20 protein-coding genes, 3 pseudogenes and 1 riboswitch are annotated in these 21,900 nt (G+C 34.7%); of the genes and pseudogenes, 1 reads left to right on the plus strand and 22 read right to left on the minus strand.

The genetic code is table 11. The annotated features are described in order from the left end of the window. Positions 1-20: 20 nt before the first annotated feature. From LZ578_RS07375 to LZ578_RS07400, 6 genes are all read right to left on the minus strand, one after another. A complete protein-coding gene (locus LZ578_RS07375) occupies positions 21-1,574 on the minus strand; it encodes a pilus assembly PilX N-terminal domain-containing protein (protein ID WP_235144546.1) in 1,554 nt (517 codons plus the stop codon). Between the two features lie 5 nt (positions 1,575-1,579). Next, positions 1,580-2,056, minus strand: a complete 477-nt coding sequence (locus tag LZ578_RS07380; protein ID WP_235144547.1) for a PilW family protein — start codon at positions 2,054-2,056, stop codon at positions 1,580-1,582. Further along, complete coding sequence (locus LZ578_RS07385; RefSeq protein ID WP_235144548.1) at positions 2,004-2,390, minus strand: prepilin-type N-terminal cleavage/methylation domain-containing protein; 387 nt, start codon at positions 2,388-2,390, stop codon at positions 2,004-2,006. The genes LZ578_RS07380 and LZ578_RS07385 overlap by 53 nt, the downstream gene beginning before the upstream one ends. A 390-nt stretch (positions 2,391-2,780) precedes the next feature. Continuing rightward, a complete protein-coding gene (locus tag LZ578_RS07390; RefSeq protein WP_235144549.1) occupies positions 2,781-4,001 on the minus strand; it encodes a RecQ family ATP-dependent DNA helicase in 1,221 nt (406 codons plus the stop codon). A 14-nt stretch (positions 4,002-4,015) separates the two neighbouring features. Next, the gene (locus tag LZ578_RS07395; protein ID WP_235144550.1) at positions 4,016-4,225 is read right to left on the minus strand and encodes a DEAD/DEAH box helicase; all 210 of its coding nucleotides are present in this window, start codon (positions 4,223-4,225) and stop codon (positions 4,016-4,018) included. Next, on the minus strand, positions 4,200-5,285 hold the full coding sequence (locus LZ578_RS07400; protein WP_235144551.1) for a helix-turn-helix domain-containing protein: 1,086 nt from the start codon (positions 5,283-5,285) through the stop codon (positions 4,200-4,202). The genes LZ578_RS07395 and LZ578_RS07400 overlap by 26 nt, the downstream gene beginning before the upstream one ends. 34 nt (positions 5,286-5,319) lie before the next feature. Between LZ578_RS07400 and LZ578_RS07405 the strand changes: the two genes are divergently transcribed. Beyond that, entirely contained in the window at positions 5,320-5,565 is a 246-nt protein-coding gene (locus LZ578_RS07405) for a ferredoxin (protein WP_235144552.1), read from the plus strand. A gap of 52 nt (positions 5,566-5,617) precedes the next feature. Here the strand turns inward: LZ578_RS07405 and LZ578_RS07410 are convergent, their stop codons facing one another. The 16 genes and pseudogenes from LZ578_RS07410 to LZ578_RS07490 all read right to left on the minus strand — a co-directional run bounded on the left by LZ578_RS07410 (position 5,618) and on the right by LZ578_RS07490 (position 21,767). Next, on the minus strand, positions 5,618-6,187 hold the full coding sequence (locus LZ578_RS07410; protein ID WP_235144553.1) for an ECF transporter S component: 570 nt from the start codon (positions 6,185-6,187) through the stop codon (positions 5,618-5,620). 118 nt (positions 6,188-6,305) lie between these two features. Next, a riboswitch (FMN riboswitch) is annotated at positions 6,306-6,429 on the minus strand. Positions 6,430-6,485: 56 nt separating this feature from the next. Continuing rightward, positions 6,486-7,547, minus strand: a complete 1,062-nt coding sequence (locus LZ578_RS07415; RefSeq protein ID WP_235144554.1) for a cell wall metabolism sensor histidine kinase WalK — start codon at positions 7,545-7,547, stop codon at positions 6,486-6,488. Then, positions 7,538-8,311, minus strand: a complete 774-nt coding sequence (locus LZ578_RS07420) for a hypothetical protein (RefSeq protein WP_235144555.1) — start codon at positions 8,309-8,311, stop codon at positions 7,538-7,540. The genes LZ578_RS07415 and LZ578_RS07420 overlap by 10 nt, the downstream gene beginning before the upstream one ends. After that, positions 8,308-9,054: a response regulator transcription factor gene (locus tag LZ578_RS07425; protein ID WP_235144556.1), complete on the minus strand. Its 747-nt coding sequence runs from the start codon at positions 9,052-9,054 to the stop codon at positions 8,308-8,310. The genes LZ578_RS07420 and LZ578_RS07425 overlap by 4 nt, the downstream gene beginning before the upstream one ends. Positions 9,055-9,111: 57 nt before the next feature. Next, positions 9,112-9,842: pseudogene (locus tag LZ578_RS07430) on the minus strand (pseudouridine synthase). A 72-nt stretch (positions 9,843-9,914) separates the two neighbouring features. Then, positions 9,915-10,503 (minus strand): annotated as a pseudogene (scpB, locus tag LZ578_RS12715) (SMC-Scp complex subunit ScpB). Between the two features lie 5 nt (positions 10,504-10,508). Continuing rightward, complete coding sequence (locus tag LZ578_RS07445; RefSeq protein ID WP_235144558.1) at positions 10,509-11,270, minus strand: ScpA family protein; 762 nt, start codon at positions 11,268-11,270, stop codon at positions 10,509-10,511. Further along, on the minus strand, positions 11,270-11,653 hold the full coding sequence (locus LZ578_RS07450) for an N-acetyltransferase (protein WP_235144559.1): 384 nt from the start codon (positions 11,651-11,653) through the stop codon (positions 11,270-11,272). The genes LZ578_RS07445 and LZ578_RS07450 overlap by 1 nt, the downstream gene beginning before the upstream one ends. A gap of 245 nt (positions 11,654-11,898) precedes the next feature. Then, complete coding sequence (locus LZ578_RS07455; protein WP_235144560.1) at positions 11,899-12,711, minus strand: purine-nucleoside phosphorylase; 813 nt, start codon at positions 12,709-12,711, stop codon at positions 11,899-11,901. Positions 12,712-12,740: 29 nt separating this feature from the next. Continuing rightward, positions 12,741-13,913 (minus strand): phosphopentomutase, encoded by a 1,173-nt coding sequence (gene deoB / locus LZ578_RS07460; protein WP_235144561.1) that lies wholly within the window; start codon positions 13,911-13,913, stop codon positions 12,741-12,743. A gap of 22 nt (positions 13,914-13,935) precedes the next feature. Beyond that, positions 13,936-14,826 carry a site-specific tyrosine recombinase XerD gene (xerD, locus tag LZ578_RS07465; protein ID WP_235144562.1) on the minus strand — a complete coding sequence of 297 codons (891 nt, stop codon included), beginning with the start codon at positions 14,824-14,826 and terminating at the stop codon, positions 13,936-13,938. Continuing rightward, the gene (locus LZ578_RS07470) at positions 14,819-15,310 is read right to left on the minus strand and encodes a Fur family transcriptional regulator (RefSeq protein WP_311198568.1); all 492 of its coding nucleotides are present in this window, start codon (positions 15,308-15,310) and stop codon (positions 14,819-14,821) included. Before LZ578_RS07470 ends, xerD begins: the two co-directional genes overlap by 8 nt. Positions 15,311-15,341: 31 nt before the next feature. Beyond that, a complete protein-coding gene (locus LZ578_RS07475) occupies positions 15,342-16,214 on the minus strand; it encodes a S1 RNA-binding domain-containing protein (protein WP_235144563.1) in 873 nt (290 codons plus the stop codon). Positions 16,215-16,384: 170 nt separating this feature from the next. Then, positions 16,385-18,142, minus strand: a complete 1,758-nt coding sequence (gene pyk, locus LZ578_RS07480; protein ID WP_235144564.1) for a pyruvate kinase — start codon at positions 18,140-18,142, stop codon at positions 16,385-16,387. 44 nt (positions 18,143-18,186) lie between these two features. Next, complete coding sequence (gene pfkA / locus LZ578_RS07485; RefSeq protein WP_235144565.1) at positions 18,187-19,149, minus strand: 6-phosphofructokinase; 963 nt, start codon at positions 19,147-19,149, stop codon at positions 18,187-18,189. A 169-nt stretch (positions 19,150-19,318) separates the two neighbouring features. Next, a pseudogene (locus LZ578_RS07490) lies at positions 19,319-21,767 on the minus strand (DNA polymerase III subunit alpha). Between the last annotated feature and the right edge of the window lie 133 nt (positions 21,768-21,900).

The following is a 21,900-nucleotide window of genomic DNA, read 5'->3' on the forward strand; positions in this document are numbered from 1 at the left end:
TTTTCACCATCCTTATTTTTCTAAAATTGGTTCTGCATGGATAATATCATCTTTCGAAGCTGGACTAACACTTCCCCCGATGAAAGTAACGGAAAACCAGTGGTATCTACTTCTTCATAAATTAGTTTTGCTCCACCAGATATTTGGAAACTATTTGCAATGACGGTACCATTGATTGTATAACTACCTGACATGTTCACAGATGCATTGGGTGCTATTAACATGAGATTGGACCCTCCGCCCCCACCACTTAAGTTAATTGAACTACTTCCCGATAGTAGAACACCATTAATTTGTGTACTTGAAGCATTAATGTTAGCAGTTTTTACAAGTAAATGTGCATTAATCAAACCAGCCCCAGAAAGGTCTAATAAATCCTCTCCTAAATATATTAAGGTAAGTTTATTACTTGATCCACTTTTATTTAATTTGCTACTACTTGAGATTATAAGAGATTTATTTATTATAAAAGTAACGCTACCATTACCTTTCACCTCAATATTTCTACTGCTAAAAATCATCTCATCAACTAAAATTATATAATTTAAATTATTCTCTCCTGTATCTATTACGAATGGATTATTCGCTAATATTTCAATTTTAGGAATATAAAAATCTGAATTTAGCTGAAGTTTATACTTAGAACCGTAGTCTCCTGTAATTTTTATATTAACCTTATCGCTATTCCTCTCTTTATATTCAACATTTCCATCATTAATAGTCAATGTTTTTGTGATATCAGGTGCAGTAATATTTTTTAATAGACTCTCATAAGTCTCCCAAGGTACCTCTATCTTTTTAGTAACAAACATTTTCTCCAAAAATATTCTAACGTTTTCTTCAGTAGTTTCAGAACTTCCATTTGTATTAAAACCACCTCTTATATTAGAATAATCAACCATATTTTTGATTGAGATATTCCCTGGATAAACGAATTTGATATCAGTATTATTGGGCCTAGAATATAATTTTACTGGTTGTTTTTCTTCAGAATAAATATAAGCAGTTCCTTTTAATTTCCCACCCATGAACACTATTGTTTTATTAGCAATCAACGCTGTATCTTCAGGAATAGAAGGAAATTCGCCACCTGTACTTTTTTCAATCCAGTTCACAACAAATTCTTTTTCGACAACTCTTTTTTTATTTCCAATTTTGCCGGTTGATGATATTTTATAAGTTTTGGCTGTGCCTTCTTCTTTTGGATCAGCAACAACAATCTTAGCAGTGGTATTTTCTCCAAACTGTTGATTAAAAGTATATTCTTCATTATTATTAACTGATTCTACTATTCCAGAAACATAATTAAAAAAGGTATCTGATGTGATTTGTTCTTTATTATAAGCAGTCCATACTTGACTAGATAGCTCTTCATAAGCCATTTCTGCTCCTGCTTCTGCGATATAGTAAGCAGAAGTATCGTCTCGGTTGGCATCACTTAAGCGGTAACTTCCGATGGTGAGTGCTCCAATTGAAATCCCCAGGATGGACAAAATAAGTAGAACGCCCAGAGTCATTACCAAAGCACTACCTTTTTCATCTATCGCAATTTTGTTTTGTATTTTCTGTTTCATTGTATTCACCTTCTAAAGTATATAGCCGTACTATACTCTTTCGATTTACCATTCTGATTGGGTTTACTTGTAACTGAAATTTTAATACCTTCATTATCTTCAATTTCTTCCACATCGAAACTTTCAATGTTATCTGCTAGAACTTGGCCATTCTTTTTAAGTTGAGAGTTGTCTAACTTAAATTCGATACCGTCAATGATAAGTACAGATTTATCTACAGTAACAGAATCAGGTCCGGCTTTCCTTACTTCTCTTGATAGAACAGAAAGACTGTAGGTTAAGTCATTTGATTGCTTCGCTGAATAGGATTCGTTGATGTATTGCTTTTGTCCAAACATATGAACCGATCCTACCAGAAGAATTACAACAGAAAGAATCGCTATACTAGCTAGTAACTCTATCAGAGTCATTCCTTCTTCGTTCACTAAACTATTTTTCAGTAGAGTCTTCGGGGAGTGGGAAACGTGTTTCCATTTTCGCATATTCTTTTCCTCCTTTAGAGACAGTAACTGTCGCAGTATAAAGGTTATTTACGGGGTCTCCTACTTTTGTCTCTACCTCAAAACCTGAAATGGTTGTTTCCATTTCATCAGGAATTTTATCATGAGTAAGGCGTTCCATTTCTGCTTGAGCAAAAAAGGTCGCTTTATTTGTATCATCTATTTGTACATTCGTTTTCGAGGCTTGTATAAAAAAAGATAAAAATGTTGTAACAATTAATGTAATCAAAACAATAGAAGCCAGCAACTCTATCAAAGTCACTCCGGATTCGTTTGACCAGTCTATTTTTATAGTTTTTTTATCTTTTAATTTCATAATTTTCTTCCTTTTTTAAAGAATTTCTTTTTATTATTACTAGATATCCATTCTTTAATAGTTCCTTTGAAGATATAAACTTACCATTTGTAAGTATATGACTATTATAATAAACTGTCAATGACTTTTGTTTACACTTTCTTCTATAAAATAGTTCTTTTTGCACATATCATACTAAAATTATAAATTAGATGTTTAACGAACACAAAAAGATACTCATACATCCCTATTTATTTATTACTTTTGTTTACACTTACAAATTAATGATCTGTTTTTTTATATTTATTTTCTTCCTCAACGAAAATAAATGCAAAGAACATATCTATATCTATACAAATAACCACCCTTAAACTCATATAAGATAGTTTGAGGGTGGTATTGGTTGTTTTTTTACAAAGAAAATAAATAAATGAGTTTTTCTTTCCATTCGGTAGATTGACTGTTTTCTTTTGTTTGTTCTTCTTTTATACTTTCTAGACTCCCTATGAAGTCTTCTACGTTTGATTGGCAGCTCGAACAACACCACTCTGGTTTTTCTAATAATTGATGTCCAAAATGATTGGAAATAAATTTGCGTTTACAAAATGTAGTTTCTGAAAATTCCTTCATTTTTCTCAACTGTTCGACTTTGTCTTGAATTCGATTTTTTACAAGAATACTTGCTTCTTGTTCATTCAATTTTTTTTGTAGAATCAGCTGCAGCATAGCATGATCGGAATCAGATAGGTGCTGGTGGAGATCTTTATCTTGTTGGAGCCGATGAAAAGGAAGGCTTAATAAATCTGTTTCTTTGGTTTTTCGCATTTTAAATTGAAAATCAGAAGGTGCATACAAGAGCGTCACGACACTCTCTTTTCCATCTCTTCCTGCTCTTCCAGCTTCTTGAAGATATTCTTCTAGAGAATTGGGAAGATGATAATGAATGACCGATCTAATATTTGATTTGTTAATGCCCATTCCGAAAGCAGCGGTCGCACAAATTAAATCAAGTTCTCCTTCTAAAAATTGATGCTGAATCGTATTTCGATCTTCTAATGTACGGTCGGCATGGTACGTATCCACCTTCAAAGACGTATGACCTTTAATCAATTGACGAACAGCTTCTGCTTGTACTTTACTTGAAAAATAGATAATTCCTGGCATTGGATATTCTTCTAACAGCGCTAGCAATATCGGATCCTTGTCAGATCGAGAAACTTCTTTTACTTGATAAAATAAATTTTTACGGTTGGGATCATGAAAAAAAATATCGGTTTGACTGTCCGGTAATCCTAAAAAATGAATAACATCTGTTACTACTTTTTCTGGAGCAGTGGCTGTCAGTGCTAACGTTAACGGGAAATCCAATTGCTGTCTAACCGTACCCAACGTTAAATAATCTGGACGGAAATCCATCCCCCACTGTGAAATACAGTGGGCTTCATCCACAACTAATAACCCAATCCTTAATTGCTTCAATTTTGCTATTAACCAATCGGACTGAAGCATTTCAGGGGAAACAAATAAAAACTGATAATCCGATAGATGGTTTGAAATGTATTTTCTTTCATCGAATGAACTCATACTATTCAAAGCAGCTACTCGCTTTTCTCCTGCTCGTTTCATTTGCATGACTTGGTTATCCATCAACGATAAGAGAGGGAAACAACAAGGGTCATTCCTTCTGTAGAATAACCACAAAATTGATAGATGAGTGACTTTCCAGAACCCGTTGGTAGAATAGCTACCGCATTTCTTTTGTCTAATACCGATTCAATCACTTCTTTTTGGCCCATTCGAAACTGTTCAAAACCAAACCAAGTCTTTAATTTAGATTCCAGGGAGTCCTTTTCCATCTTTTTTCATCACCTCACTCCTCACTTGCATTAATCGACTTTCAAAGAAAGATATCGTAGGGAATTCCTTTTGAATCTCTTTGTAATCCAAAGTATCTCCTTTTTCTAAAAAGTCAGTTACATAGTTCATTTGTTGCTCATTTAAAAATTGCTCAAATGGAAACGAGAAAGATAAAATTGCTAATTCAGTAAGATGATCATTAATCGTACTGTCTTTTAAACGACGCCGACTACTTAAATCGGCCGGTTTCACTCCACTAGATAACAGTAGAAAGGTTTCCTGAACGCTATTTGACCATAAGTACCCTTCACTTTTTAACTGATGATATAGTTTGTATAAGATTGAATATTGATTGGGATGGCTTTCAAGATTAACTAAAATTTGAACCCATCCCTGTTGCCAAATAATAATGACTTCCGACTCTTCTAAACTATATTCTTCCGCAACTTGTCGAGACGTTTTTCGAACATACCGGTTTCCTTCAAACTGCTCCACAAAAATAGTTTTGTCCTTCATTTTTATATTTTCTAACAAAGCAATCCATTCTTTTCCATAAGCAGTCGATATCTCTTCTCGTGGAATCGTCATATTTTTTATAAAGGACTTCAACCAGTTTTGTTCTGCTAGTCCTTCTAACAATGGAAAATAGTCTTTATTTTGATGACTCATTTCTGAAAGAACTTGCACAAGAAACAAGCTTTTCTTTTTAAATTCTGGTATCATTCGTACATACCGAATTTGTTGAAAATAGTTGATTCTTGTATGTGTTTGAAAGAAGTCTTCCTTTTGTTTAACTCCTTTTTCGGTTACGCAATACCCTTCGTCAACTAGATAAATGAAGTCATCTTGTACCATCGAATGGATTATCTTTTCGAATGATTCCCATTTTAATTTAGGAAACAATCCAAAATAACCACCTAACTCATATTTTAAAGACTGAATCATAACTGAAACCGTTCTTTTTCCGGTAAAAATATGATATAAAGATTTTAATTTTCGTGATTCTGTAGTTGAAAAAGCATCTAAAAAAAGATAATCTAAGTAGTGTACCTTCCTCATCAAGTCACCTCACTAAAAGAAAAGATGTGTTTCTATGTATTATACCAAAATAGACAAAGAAAAGTGTATTGCTTGTGGACTTTGTCAACTGTATGCACCAACTCTATATGAGTACGATCAAAATGGAATTGCCTATACCGTGAAAGACGATAATAAAGGACTAGTTCCTGTAGAAGAAAAGGAAATCAATGATTTCCGTAAAGCTTATACGAGTTGTCCTACAGGTGCCATTTTACGGTCCACTACTCCTTTTGAGTCAGAGGAAAACAATTCAAAGTAAGTAAAAAAGAACCAAATTTGCTTAAACAAGCAATTTGGTTCTTTTTGTAATTTTATGCTATTAATTTGCCTTGACGAACAAGCCATGGTTTCAGTTTAGGAAATGCCATTAGGAAAACCGTACTAATAATCGCACCTTTAATGACGTTAAAAGGTACAACCCCTGCTACGATATATGCTCTTAGATCACCAACATTAAAATTCAATATTTTAAGATAAAGAGGCGTAATTACATACCAATTCGCAATCGATAGAACAACAGTTAAAGTAAGTGTTCCCATTAAAAACGCTAGAATCATGCCATTTTTTGTTTTTGCTTTTCGCAATAGATAGTAGGCTGGTAAACAATACGAAATCGATGCCAGAAAACTTGCTAGATCGCCGATTGGATATCCCATATCTCCTCCTGTTGAAAGGTAGTGTAAAAGTGTTTTAATAACAGCAGAAAAAATTCCGCCAGCTGGCCCATACAATAAAAATGAAATTAAAATGGGTAGGTCACTAAAATCAACCTTCAAATACGAAAAAGCAGGTAGAACAGGAAAAGCTAAAAACATTAAGATAAAACCTAACGCGCCAAACAACGATACTCCCACAAGTTGGTGGGTTCTTCCTTTTAACATATGAAATCCTCCTGTTGAAACCATCTCAGAGAATAGATTTTGATATACAAAAAAACCATTCCACCTGTCTTCAAAAAAACGGGAGAATGGGCTCATTGATTTTTACATATCAAAGAAACCTAATCTTCTTCCATCCAGACTATACTGTCGGTACTGGAATTACACCAGTTCAGCCTATGTATAAACATAAGGTAGTGGACTATACCACCGGTCGGGAATTTCACCCTGCCCTGAAGACGTTTCATATTTATTATTTATTTCACTAACTAATATACCCCATAATCGAAAAGAGGTCAACCTATTGATTTGATTTACTTTTTTCAAAGTCTGCATCCTTATAAGGGAGGCGAACTGTAAACCTAGTTCCTTCATCTAATTTACTTACGACTTCAACTTTACCAGTATGTTCCTTTACGATTGATTGAACAAGAGAAAGACCAATTCCCGTGCCATTTTGTTTGGGCTTGGTTCTTGCTTTATCGTCTTTGAAAAAACGCTCAAAAATATAGGGAATACTTTCTTCGCTAATCCCCAGACCATTATCTGTTACCATAAATAAAATCTCATCGAGGACCGTATCTAATTTCACTTCAATAGCTACAAATTTTTCCCTATGGGAGGAACTATCTGCAGAATATCGAATCGCATTATCAATCAAATTATAAATAACATGGCTCATTTTCTCTTCATCCATTTGATAGTACTCTAGATTATCTTCAATGAGAAACGAACACTTTATCTGATTGCGTTTGAATGTGTCTGAAAAACGAGAAATAATATGAAGGAAAAAAGATTTTAAACGAACCGATTCTATTTGTAAATCTGCATGTCCAGCATTTATGCGAGAAAGACTTAGTAGACTATTAATCGTCTTATTTAGTTCATTTGCTTCATCAAAGATAATTTTAGCCATTTCATTTTTATCCTCAACTGTTTCCGCAATATCATCAATGATCGCTTCACTATATCCTTTAATGGTTGCGAGCGGTGTACGGAAGTCATGCGAAACGTTTGTAATGAGGTCTTCTCGAATCGAAGACAACCTCTTCGCTTCTGTGATATCTTCAATGATTAACAAAACCCCTTTTACATCACTTTTTTCTTCATCGAAAAGTGGTGAAAAACGAATTTTATATATAGATTGAATATATTGTATTTCAATATTTTTACTAGTTTGAGTAGTAAAAACGGCTTCTATCATTTCACGATACTTGATACGAATTTCATGATGTTGTTTTTCACCAGTTGTTTTTGCATATAAATTTCGGTGTTTTTCGCCAGTAGAATTAAGTACACGAATACTTAGATCTTTATCTACATAAATAACTCCCACTGCTAAACTATCAAAAACTAAACGCAAAAGACTTTTTCTTTCTTATTCATCAGATTTCCAGCTTCCATTGTTTTCCCCATCTTATTGATGGCAGTCGCTAACTCCCCTATTTCATCTTGAGTTTGAATCAATAAGGATTGTCTGAAGTTGTATTGAGAGTAATCAAAGGCTAATTCCGTCATTTTTTTTATTGGAGTATATATTTTTTTTTGTTGTTGGTGATAAAAATAAAAGATAAGTCCTAAATAAAGTAACAACAACAAGAAAAAGAGAAGCTGACTTCGAAGTAAATACGTTTCCCAAGCGGAAGAATCTTTACTTAATAGCAACGTAACCGATTGATTATTTACTTTTAAACGCTCTAATGATAAAAAGAAAGATTTCTTTTGATTTCTTTCATCCCGATATAAAACCTTTTTTACAACAGAATCATTTTGACTAATTAAATCATGATCGGTTTCCGAATCAAGAACATACTTTTCAATAAAATATAAAAGTACATTGCTACTGGAATCACTATTTAAATTAACAACATCCTCTTCATGAAGAAGCAAGGCAACCATGTCATCTGGAATATCACTTGCTAATTCGGAAAAAGAGCCGTTTAAAAGTCTTTCATCTACTATTTTATCTTGAACCGTTTGGATACTCTCTTGGATGTTTTGATTGTACACATCACCAATCGTATTTTTCAAACTAGCATTTGTGATATAAACAAAAAATATTAATATACTAATCCCAGCAATAGAAAGATATAGATTATTTTTGAGGATTAAGTTTTTTCTTTTCATTTGCTCTCTTCTTCTAAGTCAAAGTATCTACCTGCGTTTGCTTCTACTTCAATCGGAGAAAATTTGTAGCCAGTTCCCCACACCGTTACAATCATTTTGGAAACTTGAGATGATTTTTTTTGAAGTTTTTCTCGCAAACGTTTAATATGTGTATCTACTGTTCGTAAGTCCCCAAAATAATCATAGCGCCATACTTCTTTTAAAAGAATTTCTCTAGTAAAAATCTTTTCTGGATTTTTGACAAGATAAAGAAATAAATCAAATTCTTTTGGCGTTAATGTAATGGGATCACCTTCTGCAAGAATTAAACGCGAATCAGGATGAATTTCTAAGTGCGGATGAGAAATAATAAATGTTTCTGGTTCCTCTACTCTTGTTCTCTTTAAAATTGCTGCTACTCGCAACATCACTTCTCTGGGACTAAATGGTTTGACAATGTAATCATCCGCGCCTACTTGAAGTCCTTCTACACGGTGATTCTCTTCCCCTCGAGCGGTAATCATTAAAATGGGTATCTCACTCGTTTTTCGAACTTCGGTTACCACTTCTAATCCGCTAATACCGGGTAGCATAATATCTAAAAGTACTAAGTCAAATTCTTCTGTTTGAATCTTTTCAATTGCTGAGTAGCCATCTTCGGCTTCTTGAGTAAGATATCCTTCTTTAGTTAAATATAACTTTAAAAGACGTCTAATTCGTTCTTCATCATCTACAATTAATATTTTTGCAACAGAATTTACCAATTATTACACCCTTTCCCCATTCTTCCATTCGTTGAAAAGGAGTATTAAGAAACTACTTTATTTCGTTTCATTACTTCTAGCCATTTTTTTTAACTTTTCAACTTCAAAAGCATTTAATGAACGATACATTCCTGGTTGTAGGTTATCTAACGTTAGAAAACCAAATTGTTCTCTTTTAATTTAACTACCGGACAACCAATCGCTTCGAACATTTTTTTGACTTGATGATTCCATCCCTCATGAATGGTTAGTTCCACTACTGCAGTTTTCTTTTGAGCTTGTGAAGATAATAAAGTAGCTTTTGCTTTGGAAGTTTTTTTGCCATTAATGACAATTCCTTTTTCTAGTTGTACCAGTTGTTGGTTAGTAGGGATTCCTTCTACCTTTGCAACATATCTTTTTTCGACATGATAACGCGGATGCATCAATAAGTTCGCAAACTCACCATCATTCGTTAGTAGCAACAAGCCTGTTGTATCATAATCTAGTCGACCAATCGGATAAATTCTTTCTTTGATATCACGGAAATAATCGGTCACTACCGCTCTATCTTTATCGTCTGTTACCGTTGAGACAGTATTACGTGGTTTGTTGAAAAGAAAGTAAACCGGATGCTCTTTATAAATGGGCAATCCTTCTACTTCTACTCGGTCACTCGTAGATACTTTTGTACCTAATGTCGTAACCGTTTCTCCATTGACTGTTACTTTTCCTTTTAGAATAAGCTCTTCTGCTTTTCTTCTTGAGGCAATTCCAGCATGGGCAATTACTTTTTGTAAACGTTCCATAGTATCTCCTAATTTCATCTTCATTACATTTTTTCATAGATGAATTGATTTTATTTTTTCTAAAATTGAATTCTAGTTTTCATCGGTTTCTTCTTTATCTTCTGTACGATCCTTTTTAAAAAGGTCAGCCGGATCATCTTGTTGCATTTGAAATAAAATATCAGCGCTGGGTAAGTCTTGTATATCTTGTAAGCCAAAATAGTTCATAAAATACTCCGTAGTCCCATAAATAATCGGTCTACCTGGAGTTTCTTCTCTGCCCATTTCTTTTACTAATCCTCTAATCAACAATCGTTGTAACAGACTAGATGATTGAACGCCTCTAATTTCATCAATTTCAATTCTAGTGATCGGTTGTTTATAAGCTACAATAGCTAATGTTTCTAATGCCGCTTGAGATAAATTAGCTGAAAAGGGAGAAATAGCAAATTTTCTGATAATATCTGCATACTTTTTTTGTGGCTAATTGGTACCTTTTTCTTGTTTCAATAAGAGTGATTCCCGTACTTTGATCCTCTTCGTATGCTTTACGCATCGTAGTGATCAAATGATGAACTTCTAGGGGAGTCATCTCCAACAAGGAGGTAATCTCTTGCACATTCAATCCTTCGTCACCTGCAACAAAGAGGAGGCTTTCGAGTGCTGCTTCTTTGTTAAACATTTCAACTATCCTTCCGAGAAAAGCTCTAAAAATATTTCTCCATACAATTCCGTTTGAGTAAAGAAAATTTTTCTTTCCCTGACTAGCTCTAACATCGCCAAAAATGTATTTACAATTTGTGGCCTTTCTGTACTTTCAAAAAAATCAGTAAACGCAATTCTAAATCCTGGTTTCCCTTGTTCGGTTAGCCGATTTAGAATTACGTCCATAGTAGCCTCAATCGTTATTTTTTCATGATGAACACGGGTGCTCATAGGTTGTTTTCTTTGTATTTTTTGTTGCATTTTTTGTAGTGCATGCAACAAATCTTCTGTAGAAACTTCACCTGGCACAAGTGGTACCGACTGTTGGTGACTCTCTAAATTCGTAATTGATTTTGTATAAAATTGTCCCCGTTCGGTTTGCATTTCTTTTAAGACCTTAGCAGCTTCTTGCATTTGCTTGTATTCTAACAGTTGATGAACCAATTCATCTCTGGGGTCTTCTTCTAATTCAAAAGAATCATCATCTACTTCTACCTCTTTTTTAGGAAGAAGCATCCGACTTTTAATTTCTAGCAAGGTAGCCGCCATTAATAAATATTCACCCGCAATGTCTAACTTTAATTCTTTCATCGTATGAAGATAGTTTAGATATTGTTGGGTTAGATCTGCCATAGGAATATCAAAAACATCTACTTTTAAATCTTTAATTAAATGAAGCAGCAAATCAAGGGGACCTTCAAAACTTTCTAAGTAAATAGTAAGTGCTTCACTCTGTTTGTTCATTACGAATCAGTCTCCGTATAACCTTCTATATTTTTCTGAACCCATTTTGAAAGAAAGGGCGCTGTATCCAGAGTTCCATTGATCATTAATTCTGGATATAGAGATTGCAACTTATCTAGCATTTTATAGATGATTCCTTCATTCCTAAAAGACGGACTAACAGAAAGATGACGGACTAATAAAACAGAATCATCGCAGCCAATTCCAATAATAGCTACTATATTCTCAGTGTGTTCATCACGCCATAAATAAAGCTTTTTATCTCCATTTTCAATATAGCTATCCAGTTCTTCTTGCAGATGGCTTATATTTTTTAAATCGGGAATATAGGATAGCAATCCCATGGAAATTTTTTCGTAATTTTGATTATAAGAAATAAGCACAGTTTTCTCCTCACAAATAGTAGAGTACGTTACGAGGCATCCTGATTCTTTCAAAATGGTAAACACTTCTGTAGGGAAGGTTTTAGAACTTGAAAAATTCATGAGCCTTTTACAATTAAAAATATAACGCTCCTCTAATTGATTAACACAGTTTTACTTGCATTATCTACTTTATATATTGAAAATCACAAAAGTCACTTTACCATATGAGCGAAGGAATCTCAATTAATCCACCATGTTAATCGTTAGATTTCTTTTAAAATCTCTTTAAGTAGATTTCGGAAGGTTTGATTTACTCGTTGAGTAACTTCTACCACTTCTTCATGATTCAAGTTACTTTGCATTCCTGCAGCTAAATTCGTGATACAAGAAATTCCAAAAACTCGTAGACCTGCATGTCTTGCTACAATTGCTTCTGGTACAGTAGACATTCCAACTGCATCCGCACCTAGTACACGAGCCATTTTAATTTCTGCAGGTGTTTCATAAGTAGGACCACTAAAGCCCATGTAGAATCCTTCTTTCATGTCTACGTTTAATCTTTTGGCAACTTCTTTTATTTTCGCTTGATATTCACGGTCATAGGTTTGACTCATATCTGGAAAACGCGGTCCTTCTTTTTCATCATTTGGTCCGATAAGTGGGTTTTGTCCAGTAAAGTTAATGTGATCTGTAATCAACATAAGATCTCCAGGAGTAAAATCAAAGCTAACTCCTCCAGCAGCATTAGTTAATCCAACAGAGTGCACACCTAATTCTTTCATTACTCGAATAGGGAAAGTAACTTCTTGAATAGAGTATCCTTCATAAAAATGGAAACGTCCTTGCATGGCAATAACGATTTTTCCGTTTAATTCCCCATACACTAATTGTCCTTTGTGACCTTTCACAGTGGACGATGGAAAATAAGGGATATCAGAGTAAGAAACTTGAATAGGATTAGAAATTTCATCTGCCAAATCTCCCAATCCGGAACCTAATACCAAACCAATTTCTGGTTTCACAAATCCTTTATCTTTTAAAAAAGTTGCAGCCTCTACAAGTTGTTCATATGTCATTTACAATTCTCCCCTATTTTTTATATTTTTTAATTTAAATCTTTCAAAAAGCTAGTACCAATTTCTGCTTGATTCGTTTCAAAATTATCTGCAATGGTTGCTGATATATCAGCGAAATGACCTTGTTGTAATACACCATTTTTTTCCATAGAAGGACTATATGCCAACAAAGGAACATATTCACGCGTATGATCTGTTCCAGGAGCCGTTGGGTCGTTTCCATGGTCAGCTGTAATCAATAGTAAATCTTGATCATCCAATTGGTCAAGTATTTCAGGAATGCGTTTATCAAAATCTTCAATTGCTTTTGCATAGCCTTCTGGATCACGACGATGACCATATAAGGCATCAAAATCTACTAAATTTAAGAAGCTAATTCCAGTGAAATCCTTTTTCATGACATTCAATAGTTGGTCAACACCATCCATATTACTTTTGGTTCGAACGGATTCAGTAATTCCTTGATCATTAAAAATATCACTTATTTTTCCAATCGCAATGACATCCAAATCATCGTTCTTTAGATGGTCTAGCACGGTTTCTCCAAACGGACTAAGAGCATAGTCATGACGATTGCTAGTTCGAGCAAAATTACCTGGTTCACCTAAGTACGGTCGGGCAATAATTCTACCGATCATATACGGGTCGTCCAAAGTGATTTTACGTGCATACTCACAGATTTCGTATAATTCTTCTAAAGGAATTACTTCTTCATGTGCAGCAATTTGAAGCACAGAGTCCGCTGAAGTATAGACGATTAAATCTCCTGTTTTTACTTGCTGTTCCCCTAGTTCGACTAAAATCTCTGTTCCACTAGCAGGTTTATTACCAATCACTTTTCTTTTTGAGAAGTCTTCAATTTTTTGAATGAGTTCACTTGGAAAACCGTCTGGAAAAACTCGGAACGGTTTTTTAATATGAAGTCCCATAATCTCCCAGTGTCCCGTCATTGTGTCTTTTCCTACTGAAATTTCTTCTAATTTTGTATGATATCCTAGAGGTTCTTCTACTGTGTCTACTCCTTTTAGAGAACGGATATTTCCAAGTCCCAGTTTCGTTAACTGAGGAATATCCAAACCAACTGTTTCAGCAATATGACCTAATGTATCTGCTCCTACATCACCAAATTCGTTTGCATCGGGAGCTTCCCCGATTCCTACTGAGTCCATTACCACAACATGAATGCGTTTATACTTTTTCATCTAATTTCTCCTTTTATAAGTTTTAAGCACGTGGATGATATTTTCGATAAGATTCCACCATACGTTCTTTTGAAATATGTGTGTAAATTTGTGTAGTAGAAATATCAGCATGTCCAAGTAGTTCTTGCACAATTCGTAAGTCTGCTCCATTTTCTAAAATATGAGTCGCAAACGAGTGACGAAGCATATGTGGAGAAACGTTCTTATTAATTTGTGCTTTTTGGACAATTTTTTTCAAGTTCTTCCAAATTCCTTGACGAGTAAATCCTTGACCGTGGAAATTCAAAAATAGATGCGTCGTAGGTTTTCGTCCTTTGCTCAATGTAGGTCTACTTGTTTTCAAGTATTCTTCTACCCAATAAGCAGCTTCTTCTCCTAGAGGTACAATCCGTTCTTTATTTCCTTTTCCAATAGTTTGTAGAAAGCCTAGCTCGAGATGAACTTCTCCTAAGGTTAAGTCAACTAATTCACTCACACGTAATCCTGTTGCATACAAGACTTCAAGGATGGCTCGATCTCGTAGCCCTAAGACTGTATTTTGATCGGGTGTAGACAATATACGGTCTACTTCTGAGATGGTTAAAGACTTTGGAAGACTTTGTTTCTTTTTAGGAAGTTGAATATTTTCCATTGGATTTATTTTCAATACCTGTTCCTGCTGTAAGTATTGATAAAATCTGCGAAGACAAGACATCATCCGGCTGATGGAGCTAGAAGCAAGCCCATCTTTATCTAATTTTTCCAAATAAAGTAAGACATCACTTTTAGTTGTTTCCGAAAAAGAATTCTTCTTTTTTGAAAGTAAGAACTGTTTGTATTTTGAAAGGTCCAATTGATAACTTTTAATTGTATTAACTGCTAGACCTTGTTCGATTCGCAAATGATGAAGGTAATCCTGTATCAGTTCATCCATTTGGATTTCCTACATCTAGGGAGATACCTACTTTTTTCTTATCTTCCTCTTGGCATTTTGCACAAATACCATGGAATGTAAGGCGATGATCTTTTATTTTGAAATGATAACGCGTTTCGACATCTTTTTCAATATCCACGAGTAAGTCTTCAAAAATTTCATCAATTTCTCCACACTTTAAGCAAAGAAGATGATGATGAAAATGCGTACTTTTCCCCCGATGTAAATCATACCGAGCCAGCCCATCTTCAAATAGAACTTTATTCGTCACATGTAGCTGGGTTAATATTTCTAAGGTTCGATATACGGTGGCTAGGCCAATATCCGAATTCCTTCGTTTGAGAAACATAAAAATTTCTTCCGCACTTAAATGATCTTTTTCATTTTCTAAAAGGATTTTAACCGTTGCTTCTCTTTGAGGAGTTAACTTAAAACCACCTTTTTGTAAATCTTTTTTAATGCTTTGCAAAGTTATTTCGGTCACAGGTTCTACCTCCCTCTTTCCACCTTAAAAATTAATCTTTTGAAACTAATTTCGTTTCTCCATCTTCTTGAACAATTAATCTTTCTTTCATCAAACGTCCCAATGCACGCTTGAATTGCGCTTTGCTAATACCAAAATAATTTTTGATGTCTTCTGGATTACTCTTATCATAATAAGGAAGAGAGTGAGAAGGACTTTGTTGAAGCAAAGTCAAAATCATTTGAGCATCTTCTTCTAACGCTTCATGTATACGTGGTTTCAATGAGATATTCAGCATTCCATGTGGGCTAACTCCAATTACACGACCAGAAACTAGTTCTCCTAATCTTGGTTCTGCTTCTCGTTCGGTTGGATGGATAAAACCAATGTATTCATCTTCGGTTAGTAAAAAAGTACCAATTTTCTTCAAACGATAGACGGTTCCTTTGATGTCTTTATTCTTAAATTCATCAGATTCAGGTACTTTTGCTATCGAACGGAATATTTCCTCGTCCGCTAGTACACCCCACATTCTATCTTTATCATCGAACCGTAAGGAAATAAGCAAACGATCTCCTATTTTAGGCCAAATACTTTTTATTTCAGATAGATCATCTAATGACACGACTACTTCTTTTTCATCTAAACCGATATCTACAAATACTCCTAAATCTCTACGTACATCGGTTACCGTTCCCCATCCAAACTGATCGATTTGAGTAGCTGGTATTTTTTTCGTCAAACGTAACTCTTTCTTCATGGATTCATAAACGAAGCCACTAACAGTATCACCTACTTCTAGTTCTTCTTCTAGTACTTCTTCTTTAGCAAGTCGATAGGTAACTCCATTTTTCTGTACAAAATAACTTTTTTCATTCGTATCAATAATAATTCCGGTAATCACATTTCCTAAATCTGTATTCATTCGTCTTCCTCCATTATCTTTATCCGTTTTATCTTTTTAAAAGTATAAACATCTACTTCCATTTTATCACACAACACGTGATTTGTTTCAAATAACCCTGGTTTATTCACGCAAAAAAAAACCAGTAGGAGAACATCTCGGATGTTCCACTCCCGGTTTTACTCTAAAACTTAAATAGTTGTTGTTGCTCCGCGGTAAATAATTCCACGACGAGAATCAATAGTGATGACTTCATCATTTTGAATTAAAGTAGTTGCATCTTCAGCGCCTACGATAACTGGAATTCCTTGAGCGATTCCTACAACAGCTGCATGACTTGTTAAGCCTCCAGTTTCAACTACTACTGCACTTGCTTTTTCAATTGCTGGCATGTAATCTTTATCTGAATTTTTTAGTACAAGAATACAATCTTCTGTTGCATTTTTGTTTGCTTCTTCAGCAGTTAACGCAACAATTGCTCTTCCGATAACTGATTTCTTACCAATACCGTGACCACTTGTTAGTTTAGAACCAATTAACTGAATCTTCATCAAGTTTGTTGTTCCACGTTCTCCAACTGGTACTCCTGCAGTAATGATAATCAAATCGCCTTCTTTAGCAAACCCTTCGTTTTTCGCAACGATAGTAGCTAGGTCCATCATTTCATCTGTTGAACCAGGTTTTTCTGTTACGTAAGGATATACTCCCCATGAAAGTGCCAATCCACGACTTTGACGTTCTGTAAATGTAACTGCAACGATATGTGCTTTTGGACGATATTTAGAAATCATACGAGCAGTATGTCCAGATTCTGTTGCTGCAACGATTGTTCCAATATCTAAGTTACGAGCCGTATGTCCAACTGCTTGACCAATTGCTTCAGCCATATCTGTATTCGAATATGCTTTCAATGCAAATGCATCTTGTCCAATAAGTGCTTCTTCTGTACGCAATGCAATAGTAGCCATCATTTGAACAGACTCTACAGGGTAATCTCCTGCTGCTGTTTCTCCAGACAACATAACTGCATCTGATCCGTCAAAAATTGCATTTGCTACGTCTCCTGCTTCTGCGCGGGTAGGACGAGGATTTCTTTGCATAGAATCAAGCATTTGTGTTGCAGTGATAACTGGCTTACCTAATTTGTTACATTTTTCAATCAATAGTTTTTGTGCAATAGGAACTTCTTCCGTTGGGATTTCAACTCCCAAGTCTCCACGAGCAACCATCAACCCTTGAGAAACTGTTAAAATTTCATCAATATTGTCTAGGCCTTCTTGGTTTTCAATTTTTGGAATGATTTGGATATGAACCGCATCATGATTTTCAAGAATTTCTGCAATTTCTAAAACATCACTTGCGCGACGAATAAAACTTGGAGCGATGAAATCTACGTCATTTTTGATTCCAAAGATAATATCATCTGCATCTTTTTGAGTGATTCCTGGCAAGTTTGTTGCAACTCCAGGGACGTTAACACCCTTTTTGTTTTTCAAGATTCCAGAGTTTTTTACAACTGTAACGATATCATCGTTTGCTTTATCAATTTCAGTTACTTCTAAATCAATGATTCCATCATCTAACAAGATGTGATCACCAATAACAACATCATCAATCAATCCTGGGTATGTAATAGAAAAACGTTCTTTTGTACCTTCAACTTCGGTCATTGCAACTCGTACAATATCTCCAGTTGTTAAAGAAACAATTCCGTCTTTCATATTGTTTGTACGGATTTCTGGTCCTTTTGTATCTAAAAGGATTCCAACCATTTTCCCTGTCATTTCGGAAGCTTTGCGAATGTTTTTAATTCGAGCAAGGTGTTCCTCGTGATCTCCGTGTGAGAAATTCAAGCGAGCAACGTTCATTCCTGATTCAATTAATTGAACAAGTGTTTCAATTGACTCACTTGCTGGTCCAATCGTACAAACAATTTTCGTTTTCTTCATGTGTAAAAAACCCCTTTTCATTTATATGTTTTTTTAATGAGATTTTAAAATGAAATCTCTTTATTAATTTGATAAAGTGAAAGATATGGAATATGTTTTTTATTTTTTAATGTATCAACGATATCATTAAAAATGATTTCATTTCCCATCATCCCAACACAAATTCCACCTTTTCCTTCTTCTAACAATTGTACAGCATGGTAGCCAAATACACTACCTAGTACACGGTCTCTTGCTGAAGGGGATCCTCCACGTTGTACGTGTCCTAAAACACTAACTCGTGTGTGGAAATTTTGATATTGTTCTAATTTCTCTGCGAATTCAGTTCCTTTCATGACACCTTCAGCTAATACAATAATCGTATGCTTTTTGCCACGTTTTCTTCCGTCTTCAATTTCTTTCACAATTTCTTCCATTGAGAAATCCATCTCAGGAATGACAATGCTTTCTGCCCCTCCTGCAAGACCTGTCCACAGAGCGATATCTCCAGCATTTCGTCCCATCACTTCAATAATAAAGGTACGAACATGACTGGTAGCAGTATCTCTTATTTTGTCTATAGAATCTAAAACGGTATTAATAGCTGTATCAAAACCTAGAGTAAATTCTGTACCCGGGATATCATTATCAATGGTTCCAGGTATTCCAATTGTTGGGAATCCTAGTTCCGTCAAAGCAGCTCCACCTCTATAAGAACCGTCTCCTCCGATTACAATCAAACCGTCAATTCCAAATTTTCGTAATTGTTCAATCCCTTTTTGTTGCCCTTCCAATTCTGAAAACTCTGGATAACGTGCGGAATATAACAAAGTTCCACCCCGACTGATCATATCTCCAACATCATCAATACTAAGTCTACGAATATCTCCGGCTACCATTCCTGCGTAACCATAGTTAATTCCGTAAACTTCTAGTCCATCATAAACACCTTTTCGAACAATTGCTCGGATAGCGGCATTCATTCCCGGGGCATCTCCCCCACTAGTTAAAACTGCAATTCGTTTCAATTCTTTCACCTCATCAAAGATTAGCTATTTAAAATCAATTGATTTTAATTTAGTAGCGATTAATTATTCAACTATTCTATCTTAACATTAAATCTTCAGAAAGTCTTATGTTTTCTGTAACTGGTATCTATTTCTATATTCTCTTTTTATAGAATTGCTTGTGAAAATGTTATTTAAATATTATGTTTTTATTACCAAATAATTCTATTAATTTTTGGATGACTATTTCGGATGAATCCACCCAATATTTTTTATCGAGTAGTATTTTTTTGGAACGAATTTTATCATACACGATAACAGGATGTTCTCCTGGTGATCCTAACAAGATTTTTTGCATTTTATCGAATTGATCACTTGGATTATTTTCTCCTGTAATACGTATATAGTATGTTTTCTTTTTCTCTTCTTTTATTTTTATATATTGTTCTACACTGGTCATTTTTTGTAAAATAAAAGTTGGTCGATCGTACTGCTTACTATTTTCCATTTTTCCAGAGATTGTTAGTAAGGTTCCTTCTTTCAACAATTTCATAAATTTTAGATATTGTTCCGGAAAAATAGTTACATTTAAAAGTCCAGTAGAATCCGTTAGAAGTAAAAAGGCCATCGGTTCACCTTTTTTAGTCTGTATTTTTTTTATTTCCTTCAAAAGTCCCATTGTTGTTAGGTTTCTTCCGGTGGTAAGTTCACCTATATATTTAATCTCATCTTCTTTATATAAAAAACTGTACGCATCAATCGGGTGTCCCGTTAAAGAATAGCCTAAATATTCTTCCTCAGATTCCATCAAGTCATTGGAAGATAATTCATCTCGAAAAATATATTTCGGTTCCAATACATCAAATAAATCGATATTATTACCACTATATTGGATGCTACTTACGATTCCGGGTAAGGATTGAAGTAAGGTAGCTCGATTATAGCCAAATTTATCAAAAACACCAGAAAGAATAAGTGGGGTAATCATTTCTAATTTTACCCATTTTTCTGGAATACGACGAAGAAATTGAACAAAATCTTTGTAAGGACCACTATTTTTTCTTTCTGATAAAATATCTTGGATAAAATCTCTACGTAACCCTTTGATTGCATTTAATCCAAATTGAATATTTTGATTGATTAATGAAAAATTCCAACTACTTGTATTAATATCAGGGTAATCAAAAGAAAGATTTCGTTTTCGAATATCCATGCTATATTCTTTCATTTTATCAGAGTGAGGATTTACTGAATTTAATAAGGCTGCGAAAAAGGCTGCTGGATAATGAGTTTTCATATATGCCATTTGATAAGCAATATAGGAATACGCTACCGAATGAGAACGGTTGAACCCATAATTTGCGAAGCGTTCAATATAATCATATACTTCTTTCGATTTTTCTAAGGTATATCCTTTTTGAACCGCTCCTTCAATAAAATGGGCTCGTTCTTTATCCATTGCTTCTTTTTGTTTCTTACCAATTGCTCGGCGAAGGATATCTGCTTCACCTAAAGTAAATCCTGCCATTCGTGAAGCAACTTGCATGACTTGTTCTTGATAGACCATTACCCCATAAGTAACACTCAAAATATCTTCAAGATCTGGATGTAAATATTCAATTTTCAGTTTTCCTTTTTTCCGATCAATAAAGGTATTAATTTGTTCCATCGGACCCGGTCGATACAATGCGTTAACGGCAGCGATATCTTCCATGGATTCCGGACCTAATTTTCGCAATACATTTTTAATTCCTGGTGATTCAAATTGAAAAATTCCATTCGTATCTGCTCTTTGGAATAATTGCATCGTTTTTTCATCATTCATTGAAAAAGAAAAAACATCTATTTTTTGTTGGCTTTCTTTTTCAGCAAGCTGAACGGCATTATTTAGAATTGTTAGGTTTTTTAGTCCTAGGAAGTCCATCTTTAGTAATCCAATTTCTTCAATATTCCCCATTGGATATTGGGTGAGAGATAAATCATTTTTTCTTTCCTGAAGAGGAACCAATTCAATTAACGATCGATCGCTAATGACGACTCCTGCTGCATGGGTAGAAGTATGACGTGGAACTCCTTCTATTTTCTTTGCCGTTTCAAATAACAACTTGTTTTCGGGCGACGAATCAGCTAACTTTCGAAAGGCCGATGAGAGCTCGTAAGCTTCAGTTAACCGTATACCGAGTTGGTTTGGAACGGCGCTAGACCATTTTGCTGCTTCAGCTGGTGAATATCCAAAAACTCTAGCTGTATCTCGTAAAGACATTTTAGTCGCTAAAGTACCAAATGTGACAATTTGGGCGACATGATCAGCACCGTATTTTTTTGACATATCGGAGTACTTCATCACGACGATTATCAGGGAAATCTAAATCAATATCAGGCATATTATAGCGTTCCTTATTGAGAAAACGTTCAAAAAGTAAATGATATTCAATTGGATCCACATGCGTGATTTGTAAGACGTAGGCAACTAATGAGCCTGCTGCCGAACCTCGACCTGCTCCTGGTAAAATTCCCGCTTGTTTGGCAAAGTGCATCACATCCCAAACAATTAAAAAGTAATCATCAAAACCCATTTCATGGATAACAGATAACTCATGGTTTAGCCTTTCTTGGTATCTTGAATCAGCTTGATTCACTCGTTGTTGAAGACCTTCTTCACATAAGGTTTGCAAGTAAGTCCGGGAATCTATTCCTGATGGTGTAGGATATTTGGGAAGTAACGATTGGTTTAACGGTAATTCAATCGCAATTTTTTCAGAAATTTTTATG

Source organism: Jeotgalibaca sp. MA1X17-3 (genome assembly GCF_021513155.1).
In the GTDB taxonomy this organism is placed as follows: domain Bacteria; phylum Bacillota; class Bacilli; order Lactobacillales; family Aerococcaceae; genus Jeotgalibaca.